The sequence below is a fragment of the Nostoc sp. C052 genome, assembly GCF_013393905.1.
Classification (GTDB): Bacteria; Cyanobacteriota; Cyanobacteriia; order Cyanobacteriales; family Nostocaceae; genus Nostoc.
Genome location: NZ_CP040272.1, coordinates 4,097,391 through 4,111,531 on the forward strand (window position 1 = coordinate 4,097,391; position 14,141 = coordinate 4,111,531).

A 14,141-nucleotide genomic window follows, 5' to 3' on the forward strand; every position below is an offset into this window, starting at 1 on the left:
CACACCAACAGAGTAAAGGACAAAAACAATGAGATAATTTCCCCCATTACCCTCACTATCCCAGTTATACTCTCTACAGTTAACCCTTACCCTTGACGATTTATGCCTGAAAATTGGATGCTTCCGAGGATTTTTCCCATTGGTGGAATCTTGTTTGACCTTTTATTTGTAATGATTGCCATCCCCATCGAAGCTTATGTTTTACACTCTCGACTAAAATTTGACAAAAAAACCAGTACTTTTTATGCCATTTCTATTAATCTTTTTTCTAGTGTAATTGGTTGGTTCATATTTTTTGTATCTGAACCACTATTGCCGATACAGGTGAAATCAGAATTAATTAACTATATGTTTTTTAATACTTTTAAATTGCCAAGTACCCAAACTTTAATTATATTAACTGCCTGTATAATTTTCTTCGCTACTTTTTTGATGAAATTTTTTATTTTAAGAGTTTTGCTATTATCATTACATGAACCAGTTGCTAAAAAAGAGGACAAAGAAGAAGAAGAAACTAAAATATCTCAGAGGCAGCAAAGGCTTCGTATGAGCAGCGTTAACTTTCAAAATACCAATTTAGTTACTACTATATTAATAGCCAATTCTCTGAGCTATACTGCTATAACCATTGTCTTATTATTTCGTTCAAAATAGCAATATTTATTTGTTTAATTCAGAGGAAGATGAGCGATCAATTAATCAGGTGTAGGGAGGAATATGAATACGCTATTTAAAGATGTATTTGGGGTTTTTAAATTTGCGGAAGGGCTTTATGCGGGAATTAGAAAAATATTAGTTCCACCGAAAGCTTATTCTTGGCAGACATTTATTTATATGAGTGTTTTTTCTTGGGGACTCTCATATTTTGCCACAGGTTATATTAAAGATATCATTGCCTTTTTTGGTTGGTTATTTTTAATTGCTGGTACAGCTTGGTATACAACCGAAGATCCTTTAAGGGTTCCTGGTACTTTTATGCCAGTCGGTGCAGTCATCACTGGATTCTTAGTGAGTGTTTTTGCTTTTGGAAATCAACAGGATGTAATTACAGCAAGAACCATCGTTTTTTGGCCGACACTTTCAGCACTAATTACGGCAATACCAGAATTTATCGAAGGAAATGACACCGACGCCAAAGCTCGAATTCCTAAACCACAAGACCGCCAAAGAATCATAATTTTAGTTGCTAGTAGTATGCTGCTAAGTTGTTGGATTCAGTTTCATTTTGTGATGGATAATTGGTTACAGCAATATCCTAGTTTGCAGGCAGATACTTTTAGACGTAGTACCTTTGTTGTCAGAACAGAAGAACCAGTAAAAATCCCACGAAACGGCGCTATAATTCTAGAGAAACTTCAACCAATAGTAGAAGAAGAAATAGCTAAAAGACCTTGGTCAGAAGTAGAGAAATGGCTGATTCCTCAGAAAGATCGGGAACATCGCGTAGTCACTCTGGGTAGGGAAGTAATTCAAAAAAACCTGGGTAAATATGAAGAGAGGAAACTATGGCGTGTTGAACCGCGTGTAGATAATAATAAGTCTGGATATATATTAGATTTACTAAGTATTTGGACAGGCCCAAGTTCTAACCCACGAGGCTATTACTTGAAAAAATCTTGTCGGATTAAACAACTTCCAGCAACTAGCGATTCTGGCAATAAGATTACAGTTGCAGACATCGAATGCGATGTCGCCAGTAAATTGATTCCTGGTTCACCACTTCCGCAACTGTGAGAAGTGAGGCAGAGGAGCAGGAAGCAGGGAGCAAGGGGGAGAATAGAATTACCTCTTTACCGTGCGCTACCTACGCCTATACCTCTTCCCAATAACAAATGACAAATGACAAATGACAAATGGCTATTAACAGAATTTTTGTATTGGCAAAGAATGTCTTTCAGGAAGTGGTACGCGATCGCATCCTATATATTATTGGTTTTTATGCGCTAATACTCGCCATTGCCTTCCGCGCCCTTCCTGAATTTGCAGCTACGACTGAAGGCAAAATGTTTTTAGACTTTGGGATGGCAGCGATGAATGCCATCGGGTTAATTATTACGATATTTATTGGTACGGGACTAGTTAATAAAGAAATTGAAAAGCGCACTATCTTGGTGTTGATTGCTAAACCTGTCAGTCGCAGCGAAATTATCGTTGGCAAATACTTGGGTTTATCCGCAGTACTAGCTGTACTGATCGCTATAATGACAGTAATTTATCTGGTATTTCTACAATTTGGTAATATTCCTCATCCAACAGCGAGTATTCTAATTGCTGCAATTTTCTTAGTATTGCAGTTGTCATTAATCACTGCTCTGGCTATTACCTTTGGTGTTTTTACAGCTTCTCTGTTAGCGACTATTTTAACCTTTGCGGTATATTTAATCGGCAATATTACTCAAGATTTAGTACAACTTGGTCGTCTGAGTCGTAACCCTGGTATAGAAATTCTCACTCAAGGTTTATTTCTCATCTTGCCAGATTTATCGCGATTAGATTTGAAAAATGATGCAGTTTATGGTTTGCAAGCATTACCTGATACAACTGCACTGATTCTGAATGCTGGCTATGGCTTACTTTATAGTGCCATGTTGTTAGCGATCGCTATTTTTATCTTTTCACAACGCGAATTTTAGGTATTGGGCGTTGAGGTAGGGTGTCATCATCGGTGAACCAAATTAAATGAGTAAGGAGTAATGAGTAATGAGTAATGAGTAATGAGTAATGAGTAATGAGTGGATTATTTTTTATTTTTCTTTCAATTTGTTGATTGAAGTTGTTAATATCTTAACAATTCTTTCATTCTCTTCTATCAGATTTTGAAATTTTGATTTTGACACTAACTCCGATTTTATCATTATTTTTATCCAATAAAGGGTTTCATTGGCTTCCTTTAAGGCTATAGAATACTTATTGATAAAGTCTTTATTTGATTGTGCATATTTAGCTTCTGAACAGTTTGCTCCTATTGATGTCCCGCTTCTTAAAAATTGTTTAGACAAGATTTTACCAGCGTCGTCAAAAGGTCTTTTATTTAGCTCAGAATAAGCTTTGATAACTCTTATCGCAAAATTTTCTGTTCTTTCTTGAATACTGATATTTACGTTATAATTAATCATGAGTAAAAAAATGTGGTAATTCAATTTAACTTTATAAGTAATGAGTAAATACCCATTACTCATTACTCATTACTCATTACTCATTACTCATTACTCGTATTGCTTACACATCTACAAGGATTGAGTGCCTTGGCTAGATGCTTTTTGTGCAACAGTTTTTAAGCGAGTCGCCCTGCTTTTGCGAATACGTTCACTTTTGCGAACTCCACCAGCCATCTCATATTCGCGGCTATCTTTGCCGTATTTAAAGCCGATTCCCATGAGCATTTTTTCGGAGAAAGTACCCAAGGTTTGTTCTAATTCTTCAATTTCTGCTTTGGAAGAGTCAATCGTGCTGAGAGCAGTATTATGAGCTTCTAACTTGCTGCGTAATTGCTCAATTATTTCTGTCAGGGCTTTTAAATTACAAGTATTTCCAAGATCCAGATTGGCATCAATTGCTTTGAGTCCAGCAAATCTTAACTCAGCATTTTCTAGAACGCGGGATGTACGTTTTCTCAAAGACATAAATTTAGTTACTCGTAACATTTATACAGTTACTATGTCCTACTGAAAATACATTCTGGTTCAGCAAAATCCACAAAAATAATTATACTTTTTATGAGATAAATACTGGTAAATTCTCTTAATTTATCTAAAGCGTTTATCTAATCTTAATTACAGCTTGATACCAATTTTTTATGAAGCTGCATAGAATTCGATCCCCCCTAGCCCCCCTTAAATAAGGGGGGAACCGGAAAAATATCTATCAAAGTCCCCCTTTTTAAGGGGGATTTAGGGGGATCAAGATATGTGCAACCTCACATTAAATTGGTATGAGCATTTATAACTACAGAAGAAGCTGTGCTAACTACAGCTTGAGCATTTATAACCACAGAAGAAGTTGTGTTAACTACAGGTTGAGCATTCATAACTACAGAAGAAGCTGTGTTAACTACAGCTTGAGCATTCATAACTACAGAAGAAGTTGTATTAACTATAGCTTCAAGTTTACTTATCATATAATGAGCGTCTGTAACTACAGCTTCACCATTAATAAGTACTGTTTAAGTTGTATTAACTACGGCTTAAGTATTACTTATAACGTTTCCTGCATAGATAATATCGGTATTACGAATTACCAACACCATCGCACAGGTGCTTGTCACTCTCATTATCAGGGGGATTGGTTTTATAATACTCGCGCATAAAACTGCACCCTTGCTGGAGTAAATAATCAAAATCCAGCCTCCACAGTTTCACCGTGTTGTCAGCACTGGCAGAAGCTAGCATCTTGCCATCGGGACTGAAGCTGATGCCATTAACCCAGTTTGTATGCCCAGTAAGGGTTTTGATTTCTTTGCCTGTGCTGGTATCCCACAGTTTCACCGTGTTGTCACCACCGGCAGAAGCTAGCATCTTGCCATCGGGACTGAAGCTGATGCCCCTAACCTCTTTTGTATGCCCAGTAAGGGTTTTGATTTCTTTGCCTGTGCTGGTATCCCACAGTTTCACCGTCTTGTCAGCACTGGCAGAAGCTAGCATCTTGCCATCGGGACTGAAGCTGATGCCAAAAACCCAGTTTGTATGCCCAATAAGGGTTTTGATTTCTTTGCCTGTGCTGGTATCCCACAGTTTCACCGTCTTGTCAGCACTGACAGAAGCTAGCATCTTGCCATCGGGACTGAAGCTGATGCCCCTAACCCAGTTTGTATGCCCAGTAAGAGTTTTGATTTCTTTGCCTGTGCTGATATCCCACAGTTTCACCGTGTTGTCAGCACTGGCAGAAGCTAGCATCTTGCCATCGGGACTGAAGCTGATGCCCAAAACCTCGTTTGTATGCCCAGTAAAGGTTTTGATTTCTTTGCCTGTGCTGGTATCCCACAGTTTCACCGTGTTGTCAGCACTGGCAGAAGCTAGCATCTTGCCATCGGGACTGAAGCTGATGCCATAAACCGAGTTTGTATGCCCAGTAAGAGTTTTGATTTCTTTGCCTGTGCTGGTATCCCACAGTTTCACCGTGTTGTCAGCACTGGCAGAAGCTAGCATCTTGCTATCGGGATTGAAGCTGATGCCAAAAACCCAGTTTCTATGCCCAGTAAGGGTTTTGATTTCTTTGCCTGTGCTGGTATCCCACAGTTTCACCGTGTTGTCATCACTGGCAGAAGCTAGCATCTTGCCATCAGGACTGAAGCTGATGCCCCTAACCCAGTTTCTATGCCCAGTAAGGGTTTTGATTTCTTTGCCTGTGCTGGTATCCCACAGTTTCACCGTGTTGTCAGCACTGGCAGAAGCTAGCATCTTGCCATCGGGACTGAAACTGATGCCCAAAACCGAGTTTGTATGCCCAGTAAGGGTTTTGATTTCTTTGCCTGTGCTGGTATCCCACAGTTTCACCGTGTTGTCATTACTGACAGAAGCTAGCATCTTGCCATCGGGACTGAAACTGATGCCCCAAACCGAGTCTGTATGCCCAGTAAGGGTTTTGATTTCTTTGCCCGTGCTGGTATCCCACAGTTTCACCGTGTTGTCACCACTGGCAGAAGCTAGCATCTTGCCATCGGGACTGAAACTGATGCCCCAAACCCAGTTTGTATGCCCAGTAAGGGTTTTGATTTCTTTGCCTGTGCTGGTATCCCACAGTTTCACCGTGTTGTCATTACTGACAGAAGCTAGCATCTTGCCATCGGGACTGAAGCTGATGCCATAAACCGAGTTTGTATGCCCAGTAAGAGTTTTGATTTCTTTGCCTGTGCTGGTATCCCACAGTTTCACCGTGTTGTCAGCACTGGCAGAAGCTAGCATCTTGCCATCGGGACTGAAGCTGATGCCATTAACCGAGTTTGTATGCCCAGTAAGGGTTTTGATTTCTTTGCCTGTGCTGATATCCCATAGTTTCACCGTCTTGTCAGCACTGGCAGAAGCTAGCATCTTGCCATCGGGACTGAAGCTGATGCCATAAACCACGTTTGTATGTCCTCCCAAAGTGTTAGGTGCGGCAACATTGTGAACTGTATTTAATAATGCCAGTTCTACCTGGGTGCGGGTATCTGCATCAACCCAAAATTTACCTCGCATTTTGACAGCAGCTTTGACGCTTGATTCGACAGCTTTTCGCCCATTTAAAGCCACAAACCCATCGGAACTTTGGGCAAAGGCATTAATTTGACTGATTTCGGCATTCCCCCAGCCTATACCCGCTAGTCCAGATAAACCCAAAGCTAACACCAAACCCCCTGCCAGTCCAGAAAAAGTCAGTCGTCTTCTGCGTTCTTGTTGCTTTTGTTCCTTATCCCTCAATTCCACACTAGCTTGAATAAACTTTTGCTCGGCTGCGCTAATATCCTCTCGCCGTTGTTTTAGCTTTTCTTCCCCCTCCACCAACGCTGCACCCCGCAACAATGCCCCTTCATCTCGTTGCGTTGCTTCCCATTGTCCTTTTGCTGAACGCAGTCGCTCTTGCCAAGCCCTAAAAACGCGGTCTTTATTCATCCATTCCCGCAATTCTCCCCAATTGCGAATCAAAGCTTCATGGACTACTTCTACCGTTTCTTGACTGGTAGCATTGCGACTTGTCACCACCAACCGAGCATCCGCTAATTGTTTGACCAAATCCCAGCTTTGCTCCTCCAATTCCGCCTTCATCGCCACCCGTCGAGTATCTTCTGTTCCCTCACCCGGACGCACCAATTGAATAAAAATCCGCCGGACTTTTTCTTTTTCCTCGTCTGTCAAGTTGCCATATTTCTCATCAGCATGACGAGCTAACGCACCTTCTACTTGACCAATTTCTTCATAGATTTTGTGAGTTAATTGTTTACCCGTGCGCTTATTCCACAACTCTGTTAAAGCAAACTCTAGCAAAGGTAAATTTCCCGGTTGGTTTTCTACATCCTCTAAAATGCGTTCTACCAATCCGCTTGCAAATGTCACCCCTAATTTTTCGGCAGGTTTTTCAATAACTTGTGTTAATTCCTCCCGATTCATCGGCCCTAATTTCACATCAGCATTTTGCAAGATATCCGCAAAGGGACGATAGGAGAGAGCATTTCCCAAAAAATCTGCCCGCATTGTCATTACCCACACCGTAGCGGATGCAGATAGAGAAGTAGAAGTTTCTAAACTAGCTAATAAGCAATCAAGAAATTTATGGCGAATTTCCTGACGGTGACAGAGAGTATAAATTTCTTCAAATTGGTCAGCAATTAATAGCACCCGTTCATTAGGGTGATTTTGCCAAATTTTAGCAAAAACGTCCGAGATCAGCATAGAGCCATCTTGCAAGTAATCAGCTAACTCGCGGGCTTCCTTAATTTGGTCAGTTGCAGTTGCAGTTGCATTTAAAGTAGCCGTATACAGTGGCAGTAAAGCTACAGCCAACGCATAAAAAGGATCAGCACCAGGACGAAAGTGAGTAAACTGCCAATTTCCGGCTGTTTGCAACTTCGGGATTAACCCCGCTAATACCACCGAAGATTTACCGCTTCCCGATGCACCCAATACGGGTATAAAATTCCGGGTTTTAGTTGCACTATAAAGTTCTTCGATAAAAATTTCCCGCCCAAAGAATATATCCGCATCATTGGGGCCAAAATGAAACAAACCGCGATAAGGACAAGGGAGAGATTCATCAGCAACATCAACAGATGTAGGTTTTACCTCTTCTCTGTAGTAAAAATAGTTGTAGATAATGTTGTGATCGCCTATCTGAGCGCCCTTAACTTCAGCTTGAAACTCTGCATGGTTCATTTTAGATACTTTAGTAGCTTTTAGCTAAAGGTATTTGTTTGTGTGTTGCGATCGCCTACTTGAGCGCCTTTCACTTCTCCTTGAAATACTGTGTTATACTTACCAGCCGCAGATTCCTCCGGCTTTTCCTGTTTCAATAACTCCTGAGCTAACTTGATAATTTCCGCATCTTTATCAACGCCTAAATTGGTTAACTCTTCTTGGAGTAATGCCTTAAATGCTTCTGAATCCAGCTTTTTTTCATGCTTGTCTACGATATTGCTATCATCTTCTTTACCCTGATCAGCAAACCTCTGTTTAATCAAAGCCTTCAAACCCTGATAGGCATCTTTCACGGCTGTTCCTGCGGTTTCTTTAGTAGCAGCGATCGCACCAGCACCTAAAGCAGCAATAATCAGAGAAATAGGTTCCATAGTTAATTCTCAATAAGTTTACAAGAGCAATTCGATGTATCTAAGAAACATACAGCGAAAATAGGGTGCATTACGCAAATAAAGTCCCGTATCCCAAGTTTTGACCAAGTTTTAACTGAATTAACGTGAGATGAACCTCTCCCCAACCCCTCTCCGACGCGGAGAGGGGCTGAAATATCCTGAATTACTAGTTATGGATGCTCACAAGAACTAACGCAGCTCAAGTCATGGATTTTACAAGATGGCTGTCGCTTGCTTACAATCTTCCGTATAGGCGGCGTTGGGAAAACGACTTTAGCCACTAAACTAGCAACATCAATTCAAGATCAATTTGAGTATGTGATTTGGCGATCGCTACAGTACACTCCGCCGGGAAACAGCCTTTTAACTAAATTAGGATTTTAGATAACTTTGAAACAGTCTTAGATGCGGCTTCGATGGCAAAGTATCGCCCTAATTATCTGAAAATTGAGTTAACAAAAGTAGAACAAGGGGTACTGCAATCTTAAACTTTTATTCACTCACCCAAGCGATCGCCACAACTCCCACTTTAATTTTTAGTGCGATCGCAGTTGGTTAATAGAAAGCGCGATCCCCGGATTTCTCACGACACCTCTTAAAGCCTATGCAAGTGCCGGGGAGAAGTAATAAGTAATGAGTAAGAAGTAAGCAGTTTTTACTCATTACTCATTACTCATTACTCATTACTTCTCTTCTACTCCATCAAACGCCTTGAGCTTGTGAGAAATGCAGGGATCGCCCCAAGGGTAATAGCCTACTCCTAACTAATAAATAACTATCTGAGGTTGCTCAATCGTGCCATCAGGCATAATAGTATCCCGCAACTTTGCATAAATCAGATTTGTCTTCCAAAGGTTTGCCTTACTCAAGTTTGCCTTGGTTAAATTAGCCCATGTCAAATCTGCACCAGTTAAATTAGCCTCAGTCAAATTAGCTTCTAGTAATTTTGCTCCTGCAAGATTTGCTCCTGCGAGATTTGCAAAACTTAAGTTAGCTTCAATCAGCGATGCTTCAATTAATTTGGCTTCACTTAAGTCTGCTTCTCTCAAATCTACATCACACAAAGAAGCACCCCAAAGATTGCTACCTGTAAATTTCACGCGCCATAAAAAAGTTCCACACAAATTTGCTCCTTTTAAATCAGCATTAGTCAAATTGGCTTCACACAAAGATGCTTCATACAAATTAGCTTCACGTAAGCTAGCTTCCATCAAATTTGCGCCACTTAAATTAGCACGAGTCAGAACACAGCCGCACAAATTTGCACCACGCAAATCCGCTCCGATAAAGTTAATACCACTTAAATCAATTCCTTTCAGGTCGATTCCACTCAAGTCACATCCACTAAAATCTCGACGCTGAAAATATTTATTTGTGATCTGACCTAATATAAATTCCTGTTGTTTAGCATAATTGTTCATGGTATTCACCTCTGGGTGTAATTTATCTCAAAGGTCGAGTGTGATAGTTACCGTATATTGAGAGTACACCCCAAATGGAGATCGGTTCAGTAAATAATCAAAAATAAATAGGTACAAAATCGCCAATCACCTGAAAATGCGTTTTTTCAGTGTTTTTTAAAACAAAAAATGCTGACATAAGTCAGGAAATATTCATACAACAAAAGTCATTAGTACTAACGACTTAAATTTCCCTACGGCTTTTGATGAAAAGACATGATATGAGTTAAAATTCTTACAAGTAATCAGTATTGAGTATTTTTTCTTGCTCATCACTCATCACTGATGGCATCAGCGTATTCTTTTGTTGCTTTCACTACTGTGCTTTTTGATTTACTTGTAGCCAAATTTCTAAACTAGCAAGCAACCACAGCTTTACTCCATAACGACTCCAAGTATCTCCTTGATAGTTTAACCAATTACGAATTGGCAACTGGTTCAAGTAAGGAGTGATAGCTGCATTCCGATTGAGTAATAAATCTTTGGCTTCTTGCTGCCAATATTTGCGAAATCCTAGCTGTACTGGTACCATCATGCCACTTTTGGGACGATGAATAATTGCGTCTGGTAAAATATCTGCGCTTGTCGATCGCGCAGCATCTCCTAGAGAAGATGTACCATAGGTAATCGCTTGCTTTAAAACTGCTTTTTCTTCCACTCCAGAAAGCTTATACTGTGGAGGTATCTCCATACTTAAATCTACTATTCGCTGGTCAAACAAGGGAGAACGACCTTGCAAACGAGCGGCTTGAGTCAAGTTACTGACTTTCGTCAGAATTTGGTCAGCGCCTTTAAATTTGATGTTCATTGCCATCAAACGATTAAGATAGTTAGCTTGAGAATATAAGTCTTCTTCAAAAACCCAAGGTGCTGTTTGTATTGCTTGCCAAACTTCTGGTTTTAAAAGTTGTGGTAAGTCAGGAGCGCACTTTTGAAATGAAATTAAATAAGCTTGTAATGCATCCTGGTTGGTGACAGAACCATATAAACTATTAATTAGCATTGGCTGATTTTTTGGCCCACCAAAACAAGGGTCGCCACCTTCACCATTTAAAATAACTTCTACACTTTCTCTCGCCAGTCGTCCCAGCAAAAGGTTGGGAACAGTCAGGGGGTCGCCAATGGGGTCATCTAAATAGGCCATTGTTTCCGGCAGGTGTGACCACATATCCTTAAAAGTAATTTCTAAAATGTGGTGCTGCGTCTGACAATGGGATGCAACGAGATTGGAAAATTCTAACTCATTGGGAGATTCAGCACCAAAATGAATCGAGAAGGTGTGAACTGGTGCTTTGTGAAATTTTGCCACTAAAGCAGTGATACTGCTAGAATCCAAACCGCCAGAAAGGAAAACACCAACGGGTTCATTTGCTGGTGGTAAATATTCTTGAACAACTTGGTCTAGGAGTTCTCGCAAGCGATCGCCATGCCATGCTAAAGGCTTATCTATTGCTATAATTTTTTCTTGAAGCTGCCAATAAGCTTCAACTTTCTGGTCGGGAAATTCTAAAACGGTTCCAGGTCGCAGTTCTCGCACCTGTTCCCAAAGGGTTCGTTCTCCGGGAACAAAGGCACAACAAAGATAATCTCGCAACGCCACTAAATCTAAATCAGATGAACGATAAGGTGATAAAGTTCTCAACTGAGGTGCAATCCAACGAACCGAACCAGTGGTAGTGTAATAGAGGGTACGAACACCGATGCGATCGCGAACCAACTTTAACACCTGTTTGTCTCTATCCCAAACTACCAGCGCAAACATCCCCACAAGTTGCCTAAGACATTCAAAGCCCTGTCGTTCCCAAAGATTGGCAACTAGTTGCAGATAATTTCCTTGAAAGCTATCCGATTCAATTCCCAAATTTTGCAGCAATTGCACTCGGTTCGTTAACCAAATATCACCAACAACAACAAATCGTCCTCCAGAACTGATTGCTAATTTCTCCGTCAAAAATTCAGAATTGGTACGTGGTAAAATTACAGAAATTTTCTCATCTCGCCAAGCTATATCCTCATAATTTGCATTAACTGTTCCCCATGCTACGCGCCATCTTGGGTTAGTATTGATGAATTTGATTTTAGGAGATTTATATTTTTTAAACGCATCAAATAGCATGAGAAATCTCTAACGCATAATCAGTAATTTTAAAGCATTACTTAAGAGAGCTTTCAAATCAATATAGCGGTTTTGACTTGAGTTCAAATGTACTATACAAATAAAACGCTTACAGCAGTTTTCATGTATTTGAACCACATCTGTCGTCAAGGCACAGCATTGCTCATTGGTTTCAACTTAAGCTGAAACTCATTTAAAACCTCGTTTCCAGCCAGAGTCGGGAAATGCTGCTCCTGGCGGATATGCCGCCAGTAAACAACCATATCAAAGTTACGGTTGCCAGTATCACTACCTGTTGGTGGCATAATTAATAATTACCCTGATGCTGTACGCTCAAATCGATAATCGCGGTTTTTCTGACACATCTATAAAAATTGCTCATCAGTCAAGTCAATTTTCAATTTGAGTGTAGAAGGTAAAGTGGTTGTTGTGGCGTTCATAGGCTATTTTGAGCATGTTACTTTCTATTTTAGATGATGGAGAGCGCACTGTTAAATTCATCAACTCCTATTTATTGAGGATAGCGTTAGTTATCAAAATAAATGTGATCTAATATGTAGATAATCTTTCTGTCGATCAGCAAAGCACCTGATTTATCAAGATGTTCGTGGCAATCCTTATTCATTACTTAGGCAGATAAAAAAGGTTTTTACCTTCCAATTCTCAGAAATTTTTTCCTATGCTCCAAAGACTATATATACACAATTTCAGATGTCTAGAAAACTTTGAATTGCCCATAAAGGGGATATCATCAGCTCTCTTGATTGGAAAAAACGGTTCAGGTAAATCAACTACTGCTTCTGCATTAGAGGTACTTCAGTCTATCGGTCGAGGCATTAATAGAATGCGCGAACTTGAACACCTTAAACTTATTAGCCCAAAAGATTTTGCTCGTGGAAGGTCTGATGTTCCGATCCGCTTTGAAATAGAAGTATTACTTGACAATAAATTATACAAATATGTCCTTGCTTTAGAGTTGCCAGCAAAATTTAAAGAACTTCGAGTTTTTGAAGAGCAACTGCTAGTTTCAGGAGAGCCAATCTACTCTCGAAAAGAAGCCAAAGTCACTCTTCACAACAGTTCGCAAAATCGTGAGGCTCAGTTTTTAGTGGATTGGCATCTTGTCGCCCTTCCAGTAATTCAGGAGCAATCAGAAACGGATCCACTTCGTATTTTCAAGATTTGGCTTTCTCGCATGATCATTTTAGCTCCGATCCCAAGCTTAATGACAGGAGACTCCAACGGCGACACTTTGGAGCCAAAGCGGGATGGTTCAAACTTCGGGGAGTGGTTTTCTGGGCTACTCAGTCGCTATCCTGCTGCGTACACAGAGGTTGTCCAATATCTCCGTGAAGTTATGCCTGATATTAAGGATTTTCTGAATGAACTAATCGGCAAAGACTCCAAAAGCATGATTGTTCGGTTTCAAGAAAATAATGCGAATCTGAGTGTTGACTTTGAAGCCTTATCTGATGGTGAAAAGTGCTTTTTTCTTTGCTCGGTTGTCTTAGCTGCCAACGAATCATACGGCCCTCTTTTCTGCTTCTGGGATGAGCCTGACAACTATCTCGCTATATCAGAGGTTGGACATTTTCTAACATCGCTACGACGCTCATTTAGGAATGTTGGGCAAATTTTGGTTACATCTCATAATCCTGAAGCAATCAGAAAGTTTTCAAATGAAAATACCTTTGTACTGGATAGAAAAAGCCACTTAGAGCCAACTTTAATCAGATTGCTCAGTGATTTGTCTATTCAAAGCGATCTTGTAGATGCCTTGATTCGTGGCGATATAGAACTATGAGCATAAATAAGCATAGACCGCACATTCTTGTGTTGCCTGAAGACGATGCTAATCGTCAGATTGCAAACGGATTTATTCTTGATCTAAACCTCAATAGCCGCGCTATTCAAGTCCTACCAGAGGCAGGTGGTTGGAAAAATGTTGTGGAGAAATTCACGAATAATTATGCCTCTACAATGCGACAATATCCAGACAGAATGATTGCTTTACTGATTGATTTTGATGAAGATAAAGATAGATTGATTTATGTAAAGCATCAGATTCCAGATGATTTAGAAAATAGAGTATTTGTTATTGGAGTTTTCTCGGAACCAGAGAGGTTAAGGAGAGATATTAAGAAGAGTTTTGAAAATATCGGAGAAGCTCTTGCAAAAGATTGCTCTGATAACACGAATGAATTGTGGGGACACGATCTTCTCAAACACAATAAAACTGAATTAGATCGGATGATTTCATCTGTGAAACCATTTCTGTTTAATTAAA

14 protein-coding genes are annotated in these 14,141 nt (G+C 40.2%); 6 read left to right on the forward strand and 8 right to left on the reverse strand.

The features are described 5' to 3' along the window. Positions 1-102: 102 nt before the first annotated feature. The 3 genes from fraC to FD723_RS16670 all read left to right on the forward strand — a co-directional run bounded on the left by fraC (position 103) and on the right by FD723_RS16670 (position 2,633). The gene (fraC, locus tag FD723_RS16660; RefSeq protein ID WP_179066315.1) at positions 103-654 is read left to right on the forward strand and encodes a filament integrity protein FraC; all 552 of its coding nucleotides are present in this window, start codon (positions 103-105) and stop codon (positions 652-654) included. Between the two features lie 63 nt (positions 655-717). Then, positions 718-1,734: a septal junction protein FraD gene (gene fraD / locus FD723_RS16665; protein ID WP_179066316.1), complete on the forward strand. Its 1,017-nt coding sequence runs from the start codon at positions 718-720 to the stop codon at positions 1,732-1,734. Between the two features lie 119 nt (positions 1,735-1,853). Continuing rightward, complete coding sequence (locus FD723_RS16670) at positions 1,854-2,633, forward strand: ABC transporter permease (RefSeq protein ID WP_179066317.1); 780 nt, start codon at positions 1,854-1,856, stop codon at positions 2,631-2,633. 111 nt (positions 2,634-2,744) lie between these two features. Here the strand turns inward: FD723_RS16670 and FD723_RS16675 are convergent, their stop codons facing one another. The 5 genes from FD723_RS16675 to FD723_RS16695 form a co-directional block, all read right to left on the reverse strand. Next, positions 2,745-3,179: a four helix bundle protein gene (locus FD723_RS16675; RefSeq protein ID WP_256874840.1), complete on the reverse strand. Its 435-nt coding sequence runs from the start codon at positions 3,177-3,179 to the stop codon at positions 2,745-2,747. 48 nt (positions 3,180-3,227) lie between these two features. Beyond that, positions 3,228-3,623 carry a hypothetical protein gene (locus FD723_RS16680; protein ID WP_179066318.1) on the reverse strand — a complete coding sequence of 132 codons (396 nt, stop codon included), beginning with the start codon at positions 3,621-3,623 and terminating at the stop codon, positions 3,228-3,230. Between the two features lie 293 nt (positions 3,624-3,916). After that, positions 3,917-4,117 (reverse strand): hypothetical protein, encoded by a 201-nt coding sequence (locus tag FD723_RS16685; RefSeq protein WP_179066319.1) that lies wholly within the window; start codon positions 4,115-4,117, stop codon positions 3,917-3,919. A 109-nt stretch (positions 4,118-4,226) separates the two neighbouring features. After that, entirely contained in the window at positions 4,227-7,844 is a 3,618-nt protein-coding gene (locus FD723_RS16690) for a hypothetical protein (RefSeq protein WP_179066320.1), read from the reverse strand. Between the two features lie 20 nt (positions 7,845-7,864). After that, complete coding sequence (locus FD723_RS16695; RefSeq protein ID WP_179066321.1) at positions 7,865-8,257, reverse strand: hypothetical protein; 393 nt, start codon at positions 8,255-8,257, stop codon at positions 7,865-7,867. 252 nt (positions 8,258-8,509) lie between these two features. Here FD723_RS16695 and FD723_RS16700 point away from each other — a divergent pair, with 252 nt between their 5' ends. Then, the gene (locus tag FD723_RS16700) at positions 8,510-8,662 is read left to right on the forward strand and encodes a hypothetical protein (RefSeq protein ID WP_179066322.1); all 153 of its coding nucleotides are present in this window, start codon (positions 8,510-8,512) and stop codon (positions 8,660-8,662) included. A 380-nt stretch (positions 8,663-9,042) separates the two neighbouring features. On the opposite strand, the gene FD723_RS16705 is transcribed toward FD723_RS16700, so the two are convergent. The 3 genes from FD723_RS16705 to FD723_RS42165 all read right to left on the reverse strand — a co-directional run bounded on the left by FD723_RS16705 (position 9,043) and on the right by FD723_RS42165 (position 12,159). Then, positions 9,043-9,699 carry a pentapeptide repeat-containing protein gene (locus tag FD723_RS16705; protein ID WP_179066323.1) on the reverse strand — a complete coding sequence of 219 codons (657 nt, stop codon included), beginning with the start codon at positions 9,697-9,699 and terminating at the stop codon, positions 9,043-9,045. A gap of 355 nt (positions 9,700-10,054) precedes the next feature. Continuing rightward, positions 10,055-11,854: an asparagine synthetase B gene (locus FD723_RS16710; protein WP_179066324.1), complete on the reverse strand. Its 1,800-nt coding sequence runs from the start codon at positions 11,852-11,854 to the stop codon at positions 10,055-10,057. Between the two features lie 146 nt (positions 11,855-12,000). Next, positions 12,001-12,159 carry a hypothetical protein gene (locus FD723_RS42165; RefSeq protein ID WP_218651737.1) on the reverse strand — a complete coding sequence of 53 codons (159 nt, stop codon included), beginning with the start codon at positions 12,157-12,159 and terminating at the stop codon, positions 12,001-12,003. A 374-nt stretch (positions 12,160-12,533) separates the two neighbouring features. Between FD723_RS42165 and FD723_RS16720 the strand changes: the two genes are divergently transcribed. After that, positions 12,534-13,658 carry an AAA family ATPase gene (locus FD723_RS16720; RefSeq protein ID WP_179066325.1) on the forward strand — a complete coding sequence of 375 codons (1,125 nt, stop codon included), beginning with the start codon at positions 12,534-12,536 and terminating at the stop codon, positions 13,656-13,658. Further along, complete coding sequence (locus FD723_RS16725) at positions 13,655-14,140, forward strand: hypothetical protein (protein ID WP_179066326.1); 486 nt, start codon at positions 13,655-13,657, stop codon at positions 14,138-14,140. Before FD723_RS16720 ends, FD723_RS16725 begins: the two co-directional genes overlap by 4 nt. The last annotated feature ends 1 nt before the right edge of the window (position 14,141 follow it).

What these genes read in the sequence shown, in the direction of transcription:
- FD723_RS16685 (WP_179066319.1), bottom strand. Translation starts at nt 4,117, where the DNA reads ATGATAAGTAAACTTGAAGCTATAGTTAATACAACTTCTTCTGTAGTT.
- FD723_RS16725 (WP_179066326.1), top strand. Translation starts at nt 13,655, where the DNA reads ATGAGCATAAATAAGCATAGACCGCACATTCTTGTGTTGCCTGAAGAC.
- FD723_RS16710 (WP_179066324.1), bottom strand. Translation starts at nt 11,854, where the DNA reads ATGCTATTTGATGCGTTTAAAAAATATAAATCTCCTAAAATCAAATTC.
- FD723_RS42165 (WP_218651737.1), bottom strand. Translation starts at nt 12,159, where the DNA reads ATGCCACCAACAGGTAGTGATACTGGCAACCGTAACTTTGATATGGTT.
- FD723_RS16690 (WP_179066320.1), bottom strand. Translation starts at nt 7,844, where the DNA reads ATGAACCATGCAGAGTTTCAAGCTGAAGTTAAGGGCGCTCAGATAGGC.
- FD723_RS16675 (WP_256874840.1), bottom strand. Translation starts at nt 3,179, where the DNA reads ATGAGTAATGGGTATTTACTCATTACTTATAAAGTTAAATTGAATTAC.
- FD723_RS16670 (WP_179066317.1), top strand. Translation starts at nt 1,854, where the DNA reads ATGGCTATTAACAGAATTTTTGTATTGGCAAAGAATGTCTTTCAGGAA.
- FD723_RS16705 (WP_179066323.1), bottom strand. Translation starts at nt 9,699, where the DNA reads ATGAACAATTATGCTAAACAACAGGAATTTATATTAGGTCAGATCACA.
- fraC (WP_179066315.1), top strand. Translation starts at nt 103, where the DNA reads ATGCCTGAAAATTGGATGCTTCCGAGGATTTTTCCCATTGGTGGAATC.
- FD723_RS16680 (WP_179066318.1), bottom strand. Translation starts at nt 3,623, where the DNA reads ATGTCTTTGAGAAAACGTACATCCCGCGTTCTAGAAAATGCTGAGTTA.
- fraD (WP_179066316.1), top strand. Translation starts at nt 718, where the DNA reads ATGAATACGCTATTTAAAGATGTATTTGGGGTTTTTAAATTTGCGGAA.
- FD723_RS16695 (WP_179066321.1), bottom strand. Translation starts at nt 8,257, where the DNA reads ATGGAACCTATTTCTCTGATTATTGCTGCTTTAGGTGCTGGTGCGATC.
- FD723_RS16720 (WP_179066325.1), top strand. Translation starts at nt 12,534, where the DNA reads ATGCTCCAAAGACTATATATACACAATTTCAGATGTCTAGAAAACTTT.